We start from the raw sequence: 17,339 nt of genomic DNA on the forward strand, positions 1-17,339 counted from the left end.
CTGAAGTTGGAGCTATTTGGAATGCACCGGCAACCATGAAACTCAGCAACCACGGCAAATATTTTTTAACTTCGCTGAGGTGCGAGCTTCTTCCGCAAGGAAAGGGTCCTTTTCGACCGACGATGAGTCGGCACTGGTCCCGGAGGGCTTCCTCGCTTTTGGAGGAAAGGCTGCGTCGTAACAGGAGAGGCGCGCGCTGGTGCTTTCGATTGAACGGCAGTTCGGCTCCGCCGCGAAAGCCGACGCTGCTGCACCGAACACTGATGCAAGGAAAAGCGCGGCCTTCCACGTACCTGTTCTAGCCATTGTCATGCTGAACGTCCTTCCTATTTGATTCCTCCTCGAGAGGATTTGCCGGGCGATGTTCCGAAAGGGGGCTAGGACCACTACACTCCATTGCCGGGTGTCAGGTCCCTGCTACTTCTTCTTTGCAGGCCTGAAATCCGGCTGCCAAACGGCTTCCTTGCGGCTCGGCGCCGCCGCGATCACCTTGGTCTTTTCCCTCTTCGGCTTCTTGGCTTCGCGATTGCCACGTTGCTGGCCCTTCGCCATGTCGCTCTACTTTTCCGGTTTGAGTTCGTCGAGTTCGTCCGGCTGCAGAACCCGTCCACGCGGGGTGCAGACCCTGACGTCCATGTAGCCTTCGCGCAGCAGCTTCCGTGCGAACCGCAGCGCGACTGCCGCACTGCCGCGGCCGAGATTGGAGCTTCCGTATTCGTTGGTCCCACTGACCAGATACGGCACCCGGGTTGTCCTAGCCATTGAGGATGGCGGCTCCGCACACGAGAAGCAGTAGAAACAACGGAACGATCACCGGCGGCACGATCCATTCGGAGATACGAAGACGCGACATCAAATGCTCCTGCGGGGCCTTCGGCGGGAGCACACGTGACCCTCAGTCACCGGTCGAAGCCGTTGAGATGTGCGGTGATGGCAGCGAGCCTAAGCCCGTGCCGAGTCAATAGCGAGCGTTAAATGCCGCGCGGGCGATGGCTCCGCTGTGACATCTTTGTTTGCCGGCGGGGCCCGATAGTGCTGGCTATTGCGGCGCGAAGGGCGCATGGTCGCGACCGCCAGCATCGGTTGGGGCTTCACTTGCGAAAGGCAGGCGTGCATGACCATCCGCTCGCGGCGAGAAACCGTCCACTTCAAGCGCCCGTTCCGTATCCGCGCCATCGAGCGCCTGTTGCCGGCCGGCGCCTACGAGATCGTCACGGACGAGGAGACGATCGAGGGCCTAACCTTCTCGGCATATCGCCGCGTTGCCACGATGATCACCTTGCCCGCCGAAGGTGCGTGCGGCGTCACGGAGATGTTGTCGATCGGCTCGGTCGATCTTGCGAACGCGCAAGCGGCGGACGCGAGCGCCGCCAATGACTGACCACCCGGTCGATCTCGATAAGCATCGCGGCATGGCCGCGCAGAAGGTCACCGACCTGCGCCGCGCGCTGGCCGAGGTCGAGAACAATGTCCGGCAGCTGCGGGAGCGCGAGGCCGATCTCGAACACCGCCTGATGACGGTGCCCGCCGCGTCCTGGTCCGAAGCCGCAGTCAAGGCGCGCTATTTGCTGAACCTCTATGTCGCAAGCCTGCCGGTGGAGGACACGCGCCACCGCGCGCTGGTCTCCGCGCTGTTCGATGATTTCGCCCGGTTGTCTGAGGAGAGCTGAGGCAATTTCCGGCCGCTCGGGGCGCCTTACGCGCGCAAGATGCGGAAGTGATGCCGGGGGCGGACTGCCTGTATCGGTTGAGACCTGCCTCGCCGAAGGCATGGCGAAGGTGGGACAAGGGATCGAACCGACCGCACAGGAGTTCGTAAATGCCCCTCACCAGCAGCCGCTATATCGGCCTTGAATATGACCGGATGATCGTGCTGTTCTCCATGCAGGACGGCCCGCGTGAGATCGGTTGCGCAATCTCGACGACCGCAATGGACGATCTTGAACGCGGTCCGAAGGTCGCTCCCGAGCACCGCGAAGCCCAGTTCGCCCGCCTGCGAGACCGCATCGAAGCCTGCGCCGCGAGCAAATACCGTGCCTGCGAGTTCGAAGGCATCCCGCCCGGCATCGTGCTGCGGAGCATTGATTTTAGCAGGTAAGGGACATTGGCAACCCCGAGCGGACCGACAATGCACTCCCTCAGGGCTGGCCGCCGCTCCCGGCCACTCCTCTCAGAACATTGGCTCGCGATCCCGTTCTCCGGGATGGATCAAAGGGCCCTCCTTTCTATGTCCGCAGTGAATGCATACGAATTGGGTCGGCCAATTGCCTCGTCGCGGTTAAGAGATCGTGTGCAGAGGCATCGGCCAGTTCTTGCACCTCGGGCATCGAACAAGGGTCTGGTCAGGCGTCACCATCGGCGGAGACTAGCTCGCAATGAGACGTGGCGTGTGAACCGGATCACAAGTTCCGCGCTCGCTCCTCTCAGGTCAGTCGCGATAGCCCTTGCACTTGGTCTCTTCCTTGTACTCGCCGTGCTTGCCCCATTTGCGCTCGATCTTGCAGGGGCCCCGGCGGTACTCTTGCGTGTATTCGCGATCGTAGTTGTAGGCCCGGTAAGGTCCACGATCGTAGCCCCAGCGACCCTTGCCGCTTTCATCCTTCCAGGGATCGGCAAAAGAGGGCGATGTGAGCAGTCCAAAGCTGACGATCACCAGAAGGTACTTCATCGAGCTGCTCCGCCTGAGGTAGGAGAGGCACCAGGTCGCGGGCAATGGGGGATGCGAGCCGGTCACTCGCCTGGAACGCGGTGATTTCCGCGCTCGGGAAAACGTGGCAACCGACCTATGGGTTCCCGGTCTGCGTCCCCTTCGCTCCCGCAGGACGGAGAAGTGGGCTCCTGCAATTTCGGACAGGGGATGAAGGTGTGATTGCCAAGAACAACGACGGGATGGGCGCGCGCAACAGCGCCTCTGAGCGGGCCAACTGTTCGCGCGATCGTGCGATCATCTCTGCTTCGTATGATGCGATAAGCCGTCGACGTTCGACGTAGTCGCTCATGATCTTGAGCGTGCTCAACACAGCGCGGCTCCCTTTAGCAGCAGCGGGAGCGCGAACATCTCTCAGCCACCGGCGCCTACGGGCAGAGCCTAAGCCAGTGATCCAAGAAAACTAACACAGATCAATTTGGTTCCACCGCCAGAGACAGAGTCCACTCTCAGGGGGACGCCCACCACTCTTCAGGAAATGGCTCCAGCTCGGTTTGCGCGTGCTGTCGGCTTTCGGCTCGACGGCGATACTCGTCCGCCATCTCAAGCAGAACCTGCTTTGCGCGGGGCTCGCCTGTTAAAGTAGCTTGGGTCCGCGCAAGTCGCTCGAGTCGTCGCGATTGCTCGGTCATTCTCGCGAATGTAACGAGCAAGCTCGATCGGTGCATTTAGCTGGGATAACGGAACCGTCCTCTCCCTCAGGGTGCCGGTTCGCTCTCCTCAAGAGGGCCCCAGCGCCATCGAAAGAATCGCGAGGAGACCGATGGCGGCTATTGCACAAGCCAATAGATGCATCATCCACGTAGGGCGATTACTGAACATTCCCTGCTCCTCCCGGTGCAGCTCAACGTAGGCAATTACGTGGGTCGGGAGGCTGTTTGATTTAGATCAAAGTCCATGTGTCCCGGCAAACCCGGTCCGTCCACTCGTCTTAGGTGTGCCTACCAAAAAGCACCGCGAGGAGTGTGGCGCAAATCAACGCTAGCCAGAGCAGCATCACCACGAAAGAGGCGAAGTGCCAATCTACGTCGCGGCGTCTGGCTTGCATTGCATCTCCCCCGGGGAGCGAGTGTCGGTGACTCAGCGGTCCTTGTCGGGCTTCCCATTGGGGCTGCCGTCACCGCCGCCATTGCCTTTGCCGTTGTTGCCGCGAGGGCCGGCAGGTCCGGCGCCGGATTTTGCAATGGGCCGTCGTGAGAGACGTCGAGAGCAGGAGCGTCATGGCGGGAGGAGTCACAGCGGCAAACCTGCCGCACGTCTTGAGAAATTCGCGGCGATCGTCATCCTGGCCGGGCATGGCGTGGACCTCCTATAATTAATCTATTAAATCAGATTATATATAAATTAAATAAAATAAAACTTGTTAAGTTCCGTGTCGCTCGCTCATTTTTGTCCGGGAGAACGGCAGGCGGGCCGCCTCGAACCAAGACAATCCCAGACGGCGGCCCGCACTCGCGGCAGCCGGGGCAATGGGGACGGCCGCTAGCAAGCGGGTCCAAAGTTTGAGTCTACCCTACGTGTACTCTCTAAACTGTAGGCTCGATGCCAGTGCACCCCCTCGGGCCGCGAGTCCGCTCCCTGTCAACCGCTCGCTGGAGCGAGAGGGTTTGCAAGAACGTTACGCGTGCGGGCACGGCGTCTGGTTGAGTAGCTGAGACACGGCTGTCACGACCTGGGCGGGCGCGAATGGCTTGTGCAAAAGGACGCTGTTCGGCACGCCGTGAGAAGGCCACTCGTCTGCTGCGGCCCCGGTCATGTAAATCACCGGTACGTCTGGATTAAGCTCTCTGGCGCGTTTGGCAACGTCCCAGCCTGATAGCGAACCGCGAACGTTGATATCGGTCAATAGAGCGCGGTGTTTGGTGCTATCTGCTTCGAGGAGCTGAATCGCTTCCTCTCCTGACGAGACAACCTGCGTTGCAAATCCACCGTCGGACAGGGCATCTCGAACCATATCCTGGACAAGAACCTCGTCTTCCAGAATGAGGACCAACAGCATTTCGCTTTGCACCGGCCCCATCCTTATTGCGCGACACCGCGGCAGAACAGATAAGTGCAAAATTGAACAAAAGTTCCGAACCGGAACCGGCGCCCACTCCCCCCAGGGATTCGTCAAGGCTTCGAAGCTAGCAGCTTTCCCGTCTTACGGTTGACCAGGTGCAGGCGGGCGCAGGCCGGGCAGGCAATCTGCGTATATTCGACCTCAGAGGTCGCACTGCTTTAGTCCAGCTCGCACTGGACCTTCATGGCTGTTGCCGGGCAGGTGAACAGGATCTGAGACATGCTGCTCAACATAGGGCGGTCAGCGCCGCCCGGCTTGATTTAGCGCAATCCTCACGCCCCTTCAGGGCTGGGCACGTGGCGGCGGTTCGAGCCGCTCGATCTTCTGGTTGCCCTGCCATAGCTCGATCGCGTCGCCATCCACGAGCTGCTTCACACGTTGGCGCGCCTCTTCAACATTCTCGCATAGGAGATCGATCCGGCTGGTGATGTGGCCCTTCTGATCGAAGATATAGGCTCTGTATTCTTGCACCTGCGCTCCGGTCTGCGCCGCCGTTCCCGCGAACATTTTAGAACGCCTCAAAAGAGTGAGTCTAGCCCGCCCGTCCACTCCCTCGCGGGCAGCAGAGACCTCGAGGCGGTTATCGGATGCCAGCAATGGCCGGGAGGGAGGTCTGCGAAGGGCCCAAAAGCTGCCTTCGCAGACGGTCTGCGCGTCCGGTCACCTCCCGAAAGCGGAAGATTTCGGTTTAGGCAGGCCGAAGCGCTCGAAGTACCGAGCAACTTCCGACCTCGAGTGGTCGCCCGCATGGTACGCAGCGAGCGCCGCCATATCGCCATCCAAGAACATCGCGAGAGCGACCTGGCTCACAATCCAAACGCCTCCTCCCACGCGCCGGCCGAGACCATGCTGCTGGCACCAATTCCGGATCGTCGTATCGGACTTACCGGCCCTCTTGGCTGCCGTCGCCAGGCTAATACCCTCCCGAGGATCGTACGGTGTGAGCACTCTCCATGTGATCTCCTCAGCGGATTGCATGCTGACCTCGGCAGAAGAGACAACCGCCAGCTGCGCGAAGGAAGCGCCGCTTTGGATCGAGCACCCCGGCTAAGACGACGATCGAGCGCTTGACGGCGGCCTTTAGCGCCCCGTGCAGTCGCGCTGCGGGGTTTATCGTGCGAGCACCATAAACCGTCATCGTGCACCCCCACCGTTCTGCAACGGCGGAGAAACCACCCACACAGCCGCGGGCATGCCCGAGCTGTTCTTTACGCGCTCCTGGCTGCGGCGGATCTCCCCAGACCGATGGAGCTCGGACACGCGGGGACGAACGGACAGGATCGACGCGCCCAATCGATCGGCTACAGCGTCGGCAGAGAGGCCGGCCGGCTCGGACGCGATGGCACCGAGCACGCGAGCGCGGAGGTTCTTGGCGTGGCCCGCGACAGCCTGAGCGGCCTCCTGGGACGTGCCGGCAGCCTTAAAGCCCGGGCTCTCGGGATAATCGCTCGTCTGCATTAGCGCAGCCCTCCCGCGGCCTGGCCCGGCTCGGGCTCGTCACGGTCAAGCGGAGCGTTTGCGATCTCCTGGAGCCGAGCAATCACCACCGGCAAATGCGCGTGGTCGATCGTCATGAACGGGTCGGACTCCTCGTCCCAATTCCGCTCTTGCCGGATGACTGCCTGGCCCCAACGGTTGACGTAAACTGCTGTCGTCCTCTGTTCCGCCAAAAGCACGTCCTCATTGTTGACGGTCCATTCAAATCGCTCTTCGTCGCTGTGCGATGGCAGCGACACCACGACGCCGGCCGGCATCCGAGGCTTGGGCTCGGGAGCGGCATGGTTCTGCTTGGCTTCAACTTTGATTTCCTTGGTCGTTTCAGGGGTCGGGTTGGTGCTCATGTCGTCCTTTGTGGCTGTGGCTCGTTCAACTCGGAAAGCAACTCACGCAATCGTCGTCGGCACCCCTGCCACGTCTCACTCCCCCACCTATTCCCCACCTGCTCCCCACCTGCAGTCTCGGCGCTTCCCTTCCTCACCACACCCCACACCCCATAGAGGGTGGGGTGAGGAGTGTGCTTTCGGTGATATTTCCCCACCTGTTCCTCACCTTGGAGCCCGAGGTGGGGAGGATCGATCTCCTCACTCCTCACCTGAGTTTCCTCACCTTGCGGAGTGGTGGGGAAGTCTGCGAAGGGCCTCACTGAGCGGTCTCCGATACCTCGACAAAGGGCCTCACGTTGCCCTTGCCGTCCTTTGCCTCGACAACCACAAGCGAGCCGCACGCCTTCCAAGTCCGGATAAGGTTCGCAACTCGAGCCTTATGGGCCTTCTTGCCGAGGTCCAATTCCATGACTTGTGCAACGGCAAAACCGACCCAATCGGCTGCCTGGATACTGTCTCGCCAGCGTCCGCCCTTGATCTTCTCAAAGACGCGATCGACCAACGCGCCGTCCACGCCCTCCAATGCATCGGGCCATTCCCAAGTCGCCACGACGCCGACGCTGTCGCCGAATTGCAGATGGCTCGGGGCGTTGCCGAGGTCCACGCTTTCGAGCTTGAACCAATCCGATTTGTCTGCCGGCGGCGCTAGATTGGCCTTGTCGTTGAAGGTCCGGAAATAGAGCCTGTGATTTTCGACGCCAGCCCGTAGCGCCTCCTCCTCGGTCATCCGGTTGACCGCTCGGACAACGCGGCAACCGTCCGTCTTCGCCTTCGCACCGCGGGCGCTCTCGGTCGTTACCTCCGCCTCCATGCCGCCCATCTTGCGCGTGTGGTCCACAAGATGAACGGCGATGTTGGCACGGTCCGCAACGCGGCCCCATTCCTTGATAATCATGTCCTGGAATGTGTTGTCGTTCTCCGCGACTTCGTGCGAGGAAACGAACGGGTCGATTACGATCACGTCGATTTCGTTGGCCTTGCACTGCTCCACCAGGGCGTCAACCACGGGCGCCACGATCGCAGCGCCACCCCTGGTCGTCTTCGCCATCACAAGCGGGGTATCGCGCCCGCTGTTGACGAACAGATAGCCGTCCGTTTCGTCCTCGCTGAGCCCGTAGTGGAGCGCCGCCGCTTCGATCTTGCGCGCCGTCTCTTCCTGGGGATCTTCCAGATTCCAGAGCCACACCTTCATGCGGCGCTTCGGAGCGATGCCGAGGAGCCCACGCCCCGAGGTCATTGCGAGTGCTTCAACGGTCACAAGCGACGACTTGCCGATGCCGCCGGGCGACACCGTAGCCGTTACGAACTTGCGAATTAGAAGGCTGCCATAGACCCAATCGCGAAGCGGGATCGTCTTGGGATCAACGCGCTTGTAAGGCGTCGCAACCAGCGCTGGCTTTGGTGCCGGCTCTGCGCCCTCATTGCCTGGCGCAATAGCTGCCTTGCTGTAGTCGGCAATCGGTCCCAGCAAATGACGATCAACGCCGGAACGATAGTCGCGCTGCGGAATTGAGCGGGGATGCTGGCGCCCATAGTTCAAGCCGCTCTTGATCGTTGCCATGCAGCGACTGGCTCCGTCTTCGTGCAACAGGCCATTGGCGCCGCAGCCGGACATCAGCCCTTCAATGACGCGGGACTCGCTCAGCTCGCCAGCCGCAACCAGCGTCCCGAGACTTACGGCCGAATTGTTGAGCTGCGTATTGCGCCCGCCCTTGTAAGTCGTGGAGAGCCGATCAATCTCGCCCTCAAGAGCGGCCTCAGCATAGGCGGAGTGCTCGGAGGAGACAGAGACCCGCTCCGGTCTATGCACAGTTGCAAGGGCACGCTCGGAGATCTTCGGCTCCGGTTGAGCGAGGATCAGATCATAGAGCCATTCCGGCGCATCCGCGAAATGGAAGCTGTCCAGCGGCTCCTCAAACTCATAGCTCTTGCCCGTGAAATACTGCGACGGCGGGAAGATCAGATAGCCGCCCTCGCCGCGAACGTTGATGCCCTTCCTTTTCAGGGCGCCCTCTCTGTTCGTGATCGGCTTGTCAGAGCGCCAACGGAAAAGCATATGCTTCCCCCCGCCTGGCGTGAGATGCGTGTGCGTGTTGGGCAAGCTGCCATGCTGGAGCTGGAGCTTCGCGAGATTTTCGCGCCCGTCAGGCTCTCCAATCTCCTCCGGCGCATCGGGATCGATCGCCCAAATCCCAGCCTTTGGCCCCATGGGAACGCCAATCATCGCGTTGGGCCACATGGTCCACCACGTTGTGATTTGTTGCGCGTCCGTCGTCGCCTTGTAGAGGCCTCCACTCTTCTCAATAGGTTTACCCGTGTGCGGGTCCATATCCCTCGGAATAAGCGGGCTCTTGTCTGTTGGCCTGCACGGAAAGACCGGAAAGCCTCGCTCAGCATAATCGAGCGCGGCACGAAGCAGCATGTTGCCGTGTATCGTCATGGGCGCGTTCACTTGGCGCCCCCAATATTTGCTAAGGCCTGCGTAAACTGCTCTTCGATCGCCGCCGCTTTTGGCTGGTCAGACTTTGCAGCGTTGAAGATCGCCGCAGCAACAGCCTCGCTAACGTCTGTCTCCGCGCCTTCAAGGCCGATGAAGCCGAGACGCATTCGGCAATCGGGCGAGAGAAATTTCACCGCAACAAAGTGCTTGAACTCGGCCGGCAGGCGTGTAGGATTCACACCGTTGACGACGGCGCCCGCTTCAACCTCTGCCTTATGGGCGAGGCGAACGCGATGGCGCCGATCGGGAAACCTTTCAAAAAATTTTTTGTCGGCTTGCGACATGCGATCATTCGCAGCCGAAAGCTCGTTGAGGCGGCGGTGAGCCGCGTTGCGGGACTTCGACATTTAGTCGCTGCCCCGCTTGTCTGCGCTCTTAATCTCGCGCTCTAGATCTGGGTCGTAGTCAAACGCTGCTTTTTCCCAGAAGGCCGCGCGCTTGCCCAACGTGATCGCTCGCCGCAGAAACTTCCGGGCCAAAAAACTCCGCGTCGATCCGCTCAAGCAGGCTTTCATACCTTGCAAGACGCGCGACCGTAGACCGAAGGTCGTTAAGCTCATCAAGAGTAGCCCCTCCGTTGCGGGGACCTACCAAGGCCCGCAACTGTTCCAGCTCCTCCCCGCGAATTGCTATTCGGGGATCGGCATACCAGACATCTTTGATCCGAGACGGCTTCCAATTTTTCAACTGACGCCCCAGGCGCCAGAAGATGGATTTCACCGACTCCCCTGGACAGCCATCCCCCGCGAGCTGTCGGATCAGGTTAGACGCTTCACGCAACGCTACTTCACTGGTCATGATTTTTTCCGCCGACTTTTCGGAGTTTTCCGACATCGCTTGTGCTCTCCTGTTTCTGAAGAGAGCGAGCGCTTAACGGCGACGCATTCGAGGACAGACGACCCGGCGAAGTTTGGCGACCGAGGCGGATCGTAGTGTCCGAAAATAAAATTCGCATTAGTCGCGACTTCGGCGGATCAAACTTGCCCCCGCGTGCTGCTGTCGTCGCGATGAAGCCGAGCGATGCCCCGTGGCTCGGCTGGCTGCGGCGGACTGGCGTAACACCCCGCGCGCCAGTCCGCCCCCACGGGACAGATTTGGAAATGACGATGCGCCCCAAGCCCCTCACTATGCGCCCCCACCACCCGAGCTCCGAACGTCGCAGAGCGATTGAGCTGTTTCGCGCTTGGGATCAGGTGATGCAGAAGCATCACGGGACGCTGTACTATCGGAAGCTGGGCTATTCTGTGCATTAGACGGCGGCGCCAGCTCATCTACCGCTTGCATCACGGCATCAAGCTTGCGCAAGGTCGGGCTAACCTTTCCAGCGCGCCACCGGCTCCACGTTGACCGATCGACGCCGGAGCGGTCGAACAGGCGCCCAAGCGGAACGCGCGCCCCATTAAGGCGGGCTTCAATTTCGGTGATTTGCGCGGTAAGAGCCATTCCGTGCATAAATACACGCTTCCGCGGCTTGTTCAAGCCCCATCGTGAATTTATACACCAAGCTGTGATTTAAAGCAGGGGCTATAGGTGGGGCATGAATTTTGAGACCAAGGCTCTAGCCTACCTACGCCACGTACTTGAGACCCGGCAGATGAAGCCGGGCGCCCTTGCGATCAAGGCCGGGCTCTCGCCCTCCACCCTCACCCGCGCCCTCAACGATCCTGGACATAAATTCAAGCTGTCCATGACGACCCTAGAGAAGATCGCCGAGGCCAGCGGGATCAATCCAGGTCCGTTCCTGGAGGCGGAGGACGCTGCGGCCCTAACCCTGAACGAGGTCCACCGTCCTGACTTGGAGCCAGCAAGGGCGCCAGAAAATCCATTCAAGTGGACCCTGATCGTGGGCGAGGTCCAGGCGAACGTGTGGAAAGAGCCCGCGGGCTTCCCTTACATGGATGTTGGCCCCCTGCACCTTACCAGCGTCGTGCGCGAGCCGAAGGACTGCTTCGCCTACATCATGCGGGACGAGAGCGCCAATATGCTGGCGGCGCCGAACGATATCCTGTTCTGCACGCGAATCGGCGCCAATGATCTGGCTACCGTGCAGCGGGAAGAGCCGCATCGGGACATGCCGAACCCGTGGCGAAACGCCATAGACGGCCCCGTGATTGTTGAGCGGCGCTCCAAGGATGCTTTCAAGGTGGAGATTACGCTCCGCTACCTGCGTCGTCAGCGCGGCGCCCATGGCTGGGAGCTGCTGAGCGCGAGAAGCGAGGATTACCCGGAGGCAGCTCCACCAGGCCAGCCGGCGAAGAGACGATTGTTCGCGCCCGTCGAGCTGCCCCAGATGCCCGGCACGGAGGAATATCGAGTCGTCGGCCGCTGCGAGTTTGTTCTGAGGAACGATATCGAGGCATTGAATTATTTGGCGACGGTTCGACCGAAACCGTGAATTTATGCATTGCAAGGCTTGCAATCTATCGTGAATTGATGCACGATGCGCCTGTCATTAACGACGGGAGCAACGAATGCGCACGAACGCGACGCCGGCCCGGAAGCAGGTCCCGGCCATCAACTTTGCCTGCCCCACCGCCGAAAACGGCCTGACTGCCCTTATCGCCCGGCTCTCCGCCGCCGTGGCTGAGGTCGAGAAGTGGGCACCGGTCGAAGACCGTCTTTCACTCGAGTTCACCACGAACGCCGGCCCCAAGCCGAAGGTGAAGGGCGGGGTCACAAAGGCTCAGAAGCTGATCAGCGACGGCGAGCCCGTTCTGGACCTTCCGGCCACCGACTGGTTTTTCCACACCCGCGAGAGCATCGAGGAGAGCCGCGCCAAGGCCCTTAGCGAAGCCAACGCCGCAGAAGATTGCGCCGCGATCGAACAGCGCTATGCAGCGCTTCTGGCCGATTGGGATGTGCAGGAAGCCGCCTACAACAGCAAGAAGCCCCGCGGCCTCACCCAGGCCAAGCGCATGGTTCAGAAGGCGCACCGCGCCTGGAGCGCTGCCGAAGCCGCCATCGTGGACTATGAGCCCAAGACCCTGACCGAGGCTTACGAGCTGCTGGCGTATGCCGGGATGGACGGCAAGCGTGTCTTCTTCATGCCCGGCGAGGACGACCTTAAGACGATCATGCGGAACGCCGCCGCTGCCATCGCCCTGCACGGCATGAACTGAGGGCGGCACATGAGCAACCCGCCTGTCATCCAACTTGACGAGCGCCGGGCCAATCCGGCTCCGGCAACGTCGAAGCCCGAACCGAAGTCGGCCGCGACCGATCGTCAAAGCAAAATCATCAGCCTTTGCGTTCAGTATTGCCAGCTATTGGCGGCCATGGACGTGGGCTTTGAGGTCGATCCGACTGGCGATCGACGTTTTGCCGCGGCCGGCGACCACTGTCGCAAGGCCGCGCGCATCCTGCCCAAGCTCGTCGGGCTGAGCCCCCACATGGTCACGGGAGCGCCGCCGTTGACGGCGGACGAGCTCGCGGCCAAGGCCGCCGTTGCACAGGCGCTCTATGGCTTCCGGAGCGGCGAAGAACTCGAGCCGGACGAGCGGCCATTCATGCGGATCTTCTCCGGCGAGGTCGCCGGCTATCTGACCGCGCTGTCCGAGCAGGCCCTGGAGGCCCGCCTTGCTGCGCGCTCTGCTTGAAGAGCTGGCGGCGTTCGCCGCCCTCTCCTCCTTCCTGTTCGTCGTGTTCGTTTGGTCTGCCATCGCCTGCGGGGCGTGAAAGGAACTGCCATGCTGCATCTGCCCGCTTCCGAGACCGGCGCCACGGTCTCGCCACTGCCGCCATCGCGCGACCGCGAGCACGCCAACGCGTTCCGCGATCTCGAAAGCTCAATCTGCGACTGCGCCAACATGGCGAGAATTGCGGCCAATCTCATGGTTGAGAGCGACAAGGGCACCTATCCGGACGACGTGTTCTTCGCGGTGACGCATGTGTCCGAAATGTTCGATGCGCTGAAAGCCAAATACTACGGGCATTTCGGCAGCGCCGCCGAAGAACACGGCTCCGATGACGATCACCGCACCGCCGCTTGATCGAGGCTTTGCTACCCCCTTCGGCGTGCTCGAAGGACGGGAGGCATCGCCGGCCGATCGCCGCGCTGGCTTCTCCATCCTGTTCATGGAGATTCCGGGCGGTGATCCGCTGGCGATGCGCCGCTTCATGGAACGTGAAGGGTTCACGCATGCAACGCTTGAGCGCCTGGCGTCGGATGGCGTCGCGAAGATTTACAGGCTCTCCACCGCGGCCGATGCCGCACCGACGATAGCACCGGAGATGAAGGCATGCACTTAGAGTCCAATAATCGCCAGCTCGACAGCTTCGTGCGCAGGCTGGTCGATATCGCCAACCAACATGCGGCCGACATGAAGGGAATGAGTGAGAAGGCGGCGCTTAAGCACGTCAACTCGATTATTGACGCCGGTCAGATCGTCTTCGGCGTCTATCAAGACCCGCTCTCGTCCTGTGGTGTGGGCTACAAGATCATAAAGGGCGCCCGCGAGTTGGGCGTCGTGGTCGTGACGGGCCGATCCGAACAATTCTCGATTAGTGCAGTGCCCTGCGACAACGCAGAACAGGCCGCGGCAGCAGCGGCGCTACTTGGCGACGGCCGGGTCAAGGTCAACTGAGGCTCGCATGAGCAAGCCGGCAGCAATCCCGAATGGATCTTGGCCTCGCCGGATGCCGGCCGAGCTCGCGGCCGGCTACTGCGGCGAAAAGACTGCTGAGGACTTCCTACGACGGGTCGGAAGTGAGTATCCTCAGCCGCGGGTCGCGGAAGGGCGTAGAAGGTTATGGCTGAGAGACGATCTGGACAGGGCGATAGCGCCGAGCCTCGCAGGCGATCTCGCAGAGGATTTGTGAGCGTGGAGCTGCCGCGTCACGTCATTCCGAAGCCGCTCGCCAAGGGACGCATCGGCTATTACTACAATGTGCCGACGCGATATCGGAAGCTTGGTTGTCCTATATCGAATGAACCGCTCGGGACCGACTTCGCCTTGATGAAGGCTCGGGCGAAGATCCTCAACGAACATTTTGACGAATGGGACCAGGCCCGCAAAGGACTTCCCGTGAGCGGCGTAAACGTTCCGAAGTATGGGACCGTCGATTGGCTATTTCGCGAATACAAAGCCAGCAAGGCCTATCTAGAAAAAGTCGCTGAGCGGTCCCGCTCTGATTACGAATGGGCGATGGACGAGATCTGCAACGTCCTAACCAAGAGCGGGGATCGAGTCGGAGGTCGCCCGGTCAAGACGATCAGCCCGAGAGCGGCCGACAAGCTCTATGACAAATTCATCGCGTCGAAGGGAAAGAAGCTTCCTGCCGGCAAGCAGCGGCTGCGGACGGGCGAAAAGCTTGTAGGCCTCTGCCGCAAGGCCTGGCGGGTCGTGCATCGCCTCTATCCGGACGAGTTTCCGGGGGACGTGCCGAACCCGTGGGATGGCGTGACGGTCAAGAAACGGGCAAAGGAGAAGAAGCCCGCAGTCACCCGGGAACAGGTTTATGCGTTCGCCTGGGGCGCGATCGACGCTGGATACCCCGAGACTGCCGCCACCGCCGTCATCTGCTTCGAATGGCTCCAGCGCCCCGAGAATGTGGTGGCAGGATACATCACCTGGGCGGACTACCGGGCACCGTCTGCGCCGTCGATCATTCGCGTTGCCCATCACAAGACGAACACCGTAGCGCCCCACCCTCTAGAAGAGACTGACGACCAAGGCGTAACGACCGTGTTTTATGCTGAGGCTGAGCAGGTATTGGCGAAACTGCCCCGGCTCGGGCTACCCATGATCCTGAGGGATCTCGGGGACGGCAAAGCGAAGCCTTGGCGTTACAGCTCCCTTAACCATGTCGTGACGCGGCTGCGGAAGAAGATTGAGGGAGTGCCGGCTCATTTCACCCTGGACGCCTGCCGCCATGGCGGGTTGACCGAGCTCGAGGAAGCCGAGCTCACCGACGGTCAAGGCCGCGCTCTCTCCACGCACAAGACCCAACAGTCATACGAGGGGTATGCAAAGCGGACCAGCAAGCGCATGCTCTCCGCCACCCGAAAGCGGTATGCCCACCGCTTGGCGAACGAAATAGCTACATCTGTTCAGAATGGAGCGCCTGATCGCGTTCAGAATGAAAACAGCGAAGTCGCCAAAAGTGCTTAATCTTCAGGATGATAGTTGGCGCGCTCGGAAGGATTCGAACCTCCGACCCTCGGAATCGAAATCCGATGCTCTATCCAGCTGAGCTACGAGCGCCCTGGCCCGAGTAGCGGGCCACCGAGATCCGCCGGCCGGCACTGGCGAGGAGCCAGTACACCCGACGGCGGTCGGATTGGTTCGAATTAGCAGAGAGGCCGGCCAATAAAAAGCCCTTCCCACCTCGATCGAGGCAGCCGAAGGCGCTGTTACCAGGTCGTGTTGAAGAGGCCGAAATGCGGCTGCTGAGCGACCAGCATCATGGGGCGGCCCGGCTGATGCGCCGGTTGCGTCCTGACGATCTTACGCTTGGGCTGAGCCTGGACAGGAGACGCTTGGGCCTGGAACGTCTGGGGCTGGCCCGCGTCGGACTTCCTCGCTGCGGCGGTCCCGGCCCTCGGCTCTGGCGTGAACTGGGCGAAGGTCTCGCGCACCCGCGTCTTGGCAGACATCTCGGCCAAAGCCGGCGACAGGCTCTCCTGTACCGGTGGCTGGGGAGCCGCAACTGCGGCAGTCTGAACCGCGGGTGCGACAATCGTCGGCTGGCTGGTGTCGAGGACGACGCGCTCAGGCAGATGGCGGTCGGACCGGATTCGGATCAGCGGCTGGTCGTTGCTTGCGGTCGCGACGGCCTGCGCTACGGGCGTCGCCGGGAAAACGAAATCCGCCGCGAACAGCAGTGTGAGCAAAGCTCCACCGACAAAGATGAAATACCTAAAGATGGGCATTGGCCGCGCTCCGCCCCCCGCATCCCCGCGTGGGCTCTGCTCGCCTCAACAGGCGATCTTCCAATTGGTTCCTGGCCCAGCCGTTCGGTTCAAATGGTGATGCATAGTTTTCGGCCAAGGACCGCAGAAGGTAACTTTTCAGCTACCGGGACAAGTCGCCTTCAAGCACGGCGTGCTGCAACCGGGGAACATTTTGCCTGATCGGCATTCACGTTAACGAAGCCGATCGGGATACGCACAAAGGTCTTGCGGCTCTTCATGCTGACCGGATCCGCCAGCACGCGGCTGCGGTCGGTCAGATGACTTCCATCGCGCCGCGTGAAGGCGCAGACGATCTCGACATCCTTTACGGCATAGTCGTTGTCGTTTCGCAGCGTGAACGTCACCAGGGCTTTGGAGCCGAGGCCGCCGCGACGCCAGGTCTGTGATGAAATCCTGAGACGACCAAGTTCTGCTGTCGCCGGCACCTGAGCTTCGGACACTGGCGAGGCTACTTTGGACGCATCGCCGGAGGGAGGCGCTTCAACAGCCGCCAGCTCAGGCCTCACCGGCTCAGCACTGTTGCCCTTGGAGAGAGGTAGCAGCATCCAAATGCCGCAACCGACGATGATTGCCGCCAGCAGCCATAGAAGGCTTCGGCCAAATGAGACGCTCGCAATCGTCACCGCCCGCGCCAGTCGTTCGCCGGTGCCGGCCAAGCGCCCCAATCCGAGTCGGTCGAGCCTCGCATTCATGGTTGCACACCGATCGCGACCGCAGCACCATCGAAGATGGATTTAGTCACAGCTTACCTTAATTCGGGCGACGAACTAAGGTTCCCCCAACGTCATGCGAGTCGGCAACGGCGGTGGTGGCCACCGGCGATACTGCTAGCATGCGCCATAGCATCGAAAAGACCCGTTGGGAGATTATGAAATGCCGTTCGCCGTCGCTTGGGATCACGTCCATCTGCGCAGCCCCGATCCGGAGGCCACCGCGGCCTGGCTGCAGGACATCCTTGGTGGCGAGATCGTGCGCGCGCCGGGACGAATCGACGTGAACCTCGGCGGAGCCAGGATCTTCATCGCGCCACTCGAGGGCGACAGCGCCGTCAGCCCGCCACCTCCGCACCCGCATCAGGGCCTCGACCATTTCGGCTTGACGGTGAAGGACATCGACGCGGTCGCCGCCGAGATCAAGGCCAAGGGTGTCACGTTCACGCGCGAGCCGACGACCATTCGTCCCGGCGTACGCATCTGCTTCATCCGCGGGCCCGAAGGCATCTCGATCGAGCTGCTCGAGCGCGACAAGAAATATACCTGACGCGACGGGGCGCC

Annotated in this window: 22 protein-coding genes, 1 tRNA gene and 1 pseudogene; 11 read left to right on the top strand and 13 right to left on the bottom strand. The window is 61.3% G+C overall.

Annotated features, from left to right (window positions below):
* Positions 1-417: 417 nt before the first annotated feature.
* Both I6F16_RS38025 and I6F16_RS19105 read right to left on the bottom strand, forming a co-directional pair.
* Entirely contained in the window at positions 418-552 is a 135-nt protein-coding gene (locus I6F16_RS38025) for a hypothetical protein (protein WP_275945346.1), read from the bottom strand.
* A gap of 6 nt (positions 553-558) precedes the next feature.
* Positions 559-744 carry a hypothetical protein gene (locus tag I6F16_RS19105; protein ID WP_036027507.1) on the bottom strand — a complete coding sequence of 62 codons (186 nt, stop codon included), beginning with the start codon at positions 742-744 and terminating at the stop codon, positions 559-561.
* A gap of 370 nt (positions 745-1,114) precedes the next feature.
* On the opposite strand from I6F16_RS19105, the gene I6F16_RS19110 reads away from it, so the two are divergent.
* The 3 genes from I6F16_RS19110 (at position 1,115) to I6F16_RS19120 (ending at position 2,098) form a co-directional block, all read left to right on the top strand.
* A complete protein-coding gene (locus I6F16_RS19110; protein WP_036027549.1) occupies positions 1,115-1,381 on the top strand; it encodes a hypothetical protein in 267 nt (88 codons plus the stop codon).
* Positions 1,374-1,670 (top strand): hypothetical protein, encoded by a 297-nt coding sequence (locus tag I6F16_RS19115; protein WP_036027509.1) that lies wholly within the window; start codon positions 1,374-1,376, stop codon positions 1,668-1,670. The genes I6F16_RS19110 and I6F16_RS19115 overlap by 8 nt, the downstream gene beginning before the upstream one ends.
* A gap of 149 nt (positions 1,671-1,819) precedes the next feature.
* On the top strand, positions 1,820-2,098 hold the full coding sequence (locus I6F16_RS19120; RefSeq protein WP_036027511.1) for a DUF1488 family protein: 279 nt from the start codon (positions 1,820-1,822) through the stop codon (positions 2,096-2,098).
* A 330-nt stretch (positions 2,099-2,428) separates the two neighbouring features.
* Here I6F16_RS19120 and I6F16_RS19125 read toward each other — a convergent pair whose 3' ends face one another.
* From I6F16_RS19125 to I6F16_RS19160, 8 genes and pseudogenes are all read right to left on the bottom strand, one after another.
* The gene (locus I6F16_RS19125) at positions 2,429-2,668 is read right to left on the bottom strand and encodes a hypothetical protein (protein ID WP_036027512.1); all 240 of its coding nucleotides are present in this window, start codon (positions 2,666-2,668) and stop codon (positions 2,429-2,431) included.
* A 1,119-nt stretch (positions 2,669-3,787) separates the two neighbouring features.
* A pseudogene (locus tag I6F16_RS19130) lies at positions 3,788-4,004 on the bottom strand (hypothetical protein).
* Positions 4,005-4,325: 321 nt separating this feature from the next.
* Entirely contained in the window at positions 4,326-4,727 is a 402-nt protein-coding gene (locus I6F16_RS19135; RefSeq protein WP_225148449.1) for a response regulator, read from the bottom strand.
* Positions 4,728-5,051: 324 nt separating this feature from the next.
* Positions 5,052-5,276, bottom strand: coding sequence for a hypothetical protein (locus I6F16_RS19140; RefSeq protein WP_050996022.1), 225 nt, complete (start codon positions 5,274-5,276; stop codon positions 5,052-5,054).
* A 950-nt stretch (positions 5,277-6,226) separates the two neighbouring features.
* Positions 6,227-6,610: a hypothetical protein gene (locus tag I6F16_RS19145; RefSeq protein WP_036027515.1), complete on the bottom strand. Its 384-nt coding sequence runs from the start codon at positions 6,608-6,610 to the stop codon at positions 6,227-6,229.
* Positions 6,611-6,908: 298 nt separating this feature from the next.
* Positions 6,909-9,104 carry a bifunctional DNA primase/polymerase gene (locus tag I6F16_RS19150; RefSeq protein WP_225173944.1) on the bottom strand — a complete coding sequence of 732 codons (2,196 nt, stop codon included), beginning with the start codon at positions 9,102-9,104 and terminating at the stop codon, positions 6,909-6,911.
* Positions 9,101-9,499, bottom strand: a complete 399-nt coding sequence (locus tag I6F16_RS19155) for a hypothetical protein (RefSeq protein WP_036027517.1) — start codon at positions 9,497-9,499, stop codon at positions 9,101-9,103. Before I6F16_RS19155 ends, I6F16_RS19150 begins: the two co-directional genes overlap by 4 nt.
* 58 nt (positions 9,500-9,557) lie before the next feature.
* Positions 9,558-9,986, bottom strand: coding sequence for a hypothetical protein (locus I6F16_RS19160; protein ID WP_081492976.1), 429 nt, complete (start codon positions 9,984-9,986; stop codon positions 9,558-9,560).
* A gap of 703 nt (positions 9,987-10,689) precedes the next feature.
* On the opposite strand from I6F16_RS19160, the gene I6F16_RS19165 reads away from it, so the two are divergent.
* The 7 genes from I6F16_RS19165 (at position 10,690) to I6F16_RS19195 (ending at position 15,262) form a co-directional block, all read left to right on the top strand.
* Positions 10,690-11,547 carry a helix-turn-helix transcriptional regulator gene (locus tag I6F16_RS19165; RefSeq protein WP_036027521.1) on the top strand — a complete coding sequence of 286 codons (858 nt, stop codon included), beginning with the start codon at positions 10,690-10,692 and terminating at the stop codon, positions 11,545-11,547.
* Positions 11,548-11,623: 76 nt separating this feature from the next.
* The gene (locus I6F16_RS19170; protein WP_050996024.1) at positions 11,624-12,271 is read left to right on the top strand and encodes a hypothetical protein; all 648 of its coding nucleotides are present in this window, start codon (positions 11,624-11,626) and stop codon (positions 12,269-12,271) included.
* A 9-nt stretch (positions 12,272-12,280) separates the two neighbouring features.
* Positions 12,281-12,748: a hypothetical protein gene (locus tag I6F16_RS19175; RefSeq protein WP_225173945.1), complete on the top strand. Its 468-nt coding sequence runs from the start codon at positions 12,281-12,283 to the stop codon at positions 12,746-12,748.
* A 90-nt stretch (positions 12,749-12,838) separates the two neighbouring features.
* Positions 12,839-13,141, top strand: a complete 303-nt coding sequence (locus I6F16_RS19180) for a hypothetical protein (RefSeq protein WP_036027523.1) — start codon at positions 12,839-12,841, stop codon at positions 13,139-13,141.
* Positions 13,116-13,400, top strand: coding sequence for a hypothetical protein (locus tag I6F16_RS19185; protein WP_036027524.1), 285 nt, complete (start codon positions 13,116-13,118; stop codon positions 13,398-13,400). Before I6F16_RS19180 ends, I6F16_RS19185 begins: the two co-directional genes overlap by 26 nt.
* A complete protein-coding gene (locus tag I6F16_RS19190) occupies positions 13,391-13,735 on the top strand; it encodes a hypothetical protein (protein ID WP_036027525.1) in 345 nt (114 codons plus the stop codon). The genes I6F16_RS19185 and I6F16_RS19190 overlap by 10 nt, the downstream gene beginning before the upstream one ends.
* Positions 13,736-13,972: 237 nt before the next feature.
* Entirely contained in the window at positions 13,973-15,262 is a 1,290-nt protein-coding gene (locus I6F16_RS19195; RefSeq protein WP_036027530.1) for a hypothetical protein, read from the top strand.
* A 16-nt stretch (positions 15,263-15,278) separates the two neighbouring features.
* Here the strand turns inward: I6F16_RS19195 and I6F16_RS19200 are convergent.
* From I6F16_RS19200 to I6F16_RS19210, 3 genes are all read right to left on the bottom strand, one after another.
* Positions 15,279-15,355: transfer RNA gene (locus I6F16_RS19200), tRNA-Arg, on the bottom strand.
* Between the two features lie 149 nt (positions 15,356-15,504).
* The gene (locus I6F16_RS19205; protein WP_225113207.1) at positions 15,505-16,023 is read right to left on the bottom strand and encodes a hypothetical protein; all 519 of its coding nucleotides are present in this window, start codon (positions 16,021-16,023) and stop codon (positions 15,505-15,507) included.
* 161 nt (positions 16,024-16,184) lie between these two features.
* Positions 16,185-16,757 carry a hypothetical protein gene (locus I6F16_RS19210; RefSeq protein WP_036011161.1) on the bottom strand — a complete coding sequence of 191 codons (573 nt, stop codon included), beginning with the start codon at positions 16,755-16,757 and terminating at the stop codon, positions 16,185-16,187.
* Positions 16,758-16,938: 181 nt separating this feature from the next.
* On the opposite strand from I6F16_RS19210, the gene I6F16_RS19215 reads away from it, so the two are divergent.
* Positions 16,939-17,325 (top strand): VOC family protein, encoded by a 387-nt coding sequence (locus I6F16_RS19215; RefSeq protein ID WP_036011159.1) that lies wholly within the window; start codon positions 16,939-16,941, stop codon positions 17,323-17,325.
* The last annotated feature ends 14 nt before the right edge of the window (positions 17,326-17,339 follow it).

Source organism: Bradyrhizobium sp. IC4060 (assembly GCF_020193715.1).
Taxonomy (GTDB): domain Bacteria; phylum Pseudomonadota; class Alphaproteobacteria; order Rhizobiales; family Xanthobacteraceae; genus Bradyrhizobium; species Bradyrhizobium yuanmingense.

Excerpts from the sequence above, each read along its gene's own strand:
- I6F16_RS38025 (WP_275945346.1), bottom strand. The coding sequence starts at position 552 with ATGGCGAAGGGCCAGCAACGTGGCAATCGCGAAGCCAAGAAGCCGAAG.
- I6F16_RS19110 (WP_036027549.1), top strand. The coding sequence starts at position 1,115 with ATGACCATCCGCTCGCGGCGAGAAACCGTCCACTTCAAGCGCCCGTTC.
- I6F16_RS19115 (WP_036027509.1), top strand. The coding sequence starts at position 1,374 with ATGACTGACCACCCGGTCGATCTCGATAAGCATCGCGGCATGGCCGCG.
- I6F16_RS19120 (WP_036027511.1), top strand. The coding sequence starts at position 1,820 with ATGCCCCTCACCAGCAGCCGCTATATCGGCCTTGAATATGACCGGATG.
- I6F16_RS19125 (WP_036027512.1), bottom strand. The coding sequence starts at position 2,668 with ATGAAGTACCTTCTGGTGATCGTCAGCTTTGGACTGCTCACATCGCCC.
- I6F16_RS19135 (WP_225148449.1), bottom strand. The coding sequence starts at position 4,727 with ATGGGGCCGGTGCAAAGCGAAATGCTGTTGGTCCTCATTCTGGAAGAC.
- I6F16_RS19140 (WP_050996022.1), bottom strand. The coding sequence starts at position 5,276 with ATGTTCGCGGGAACGGCGGCGCAGACCGGAGCGCAGGTGCAAGAATAC.
- I6F16_RS19145 (WP_036027515.1), bottom strand. The coding sequence starts at position 6,610 with ATGAGCACCAACCCGACCCCTGAAACGACCAAGGAAATCAAAGTTGAA.
- I6F16_RS19155 (WP_036027517.1), bottom strand. The coding sequence starts at position 9,499 with ATGTCGAAGTCCCGCAACGCGGCTCACCGCCGCCTCAACGAGCTTTCG.
- I6F16_RS19160 (WP_081492976.1), bottom strand. The coding sequence starts at position 9,986 with ATGTCGGAAAACTCCGAAAAGTCGGCGGAAAAAATCATGACCAGTGAA.
- I6F16_RS19165 (WP_036027521.1), top strand. The coding sequence starts at position 10,690 with ATGAATTTTGAGACCAAGGCTCTAGCCTACCTACGCCACGTACTTGAG.
- I6F16_RS19170 (WP_050996024.1), top strand. The coding sequence starts at position 11,624 with ATGCGCACGAACGCGACGCCGGCCCGGAAGCAGGTCCCGGCCATCAAC.
- I6F16_RS19175 (WP_225173945.1), top strand. The coding sequence starts at position 12,281 with ATGAGCAACCCGCCTGTCATCCAACTTGACGAGCGCCGGGCCAATCCG.
- I6F16_RS19180 (WP_036027523.1), top strand. The coding sequence starts at position 12,839 with ATGCTGCATCTGCCCGCTTCCGAGACCGGCGCCACGGTCTCGCCACTG.
- I6F16_RS19185 (WP_036027524.1), top strand. The coding sequence starts at position 13,116 with ATGACGATCACCGCACCGCCGCTTGATCGAGGCTTTGCTACCCCCTTC.
- I6F16_RS19190 (WP_036027525.1), top strand. The coding sequence starts at position 13,391 with ATGCACTTAGAGTCCAATAATCGCCAGCTCGACAGCTTCGTGCGCAGG.
- I6F16_RS19205 (WP_225113207.1), bottom strand. The coding sequence starts at position 16,023 with ATGCCCATCTTTAGGTATTTCATCTTTGTCGGTGGAGCTTTGCTCACA.
- I6F16_RS19210 (WP_036011161.1), bottom strand. The coding sequence starts at position 16,757 with ATGAATGCGAGGCTCGACCGACTCGGATTGGGGCGCTTGGCCGGCACC.
- I6F16_RS19215 (WP_036011159.1), top strand. The coding sequence starts at position 16,939 with ATGCCGTTCGCCGTCGCTTGGGATCACGTCCATCTGCGCAGCCCCGAT.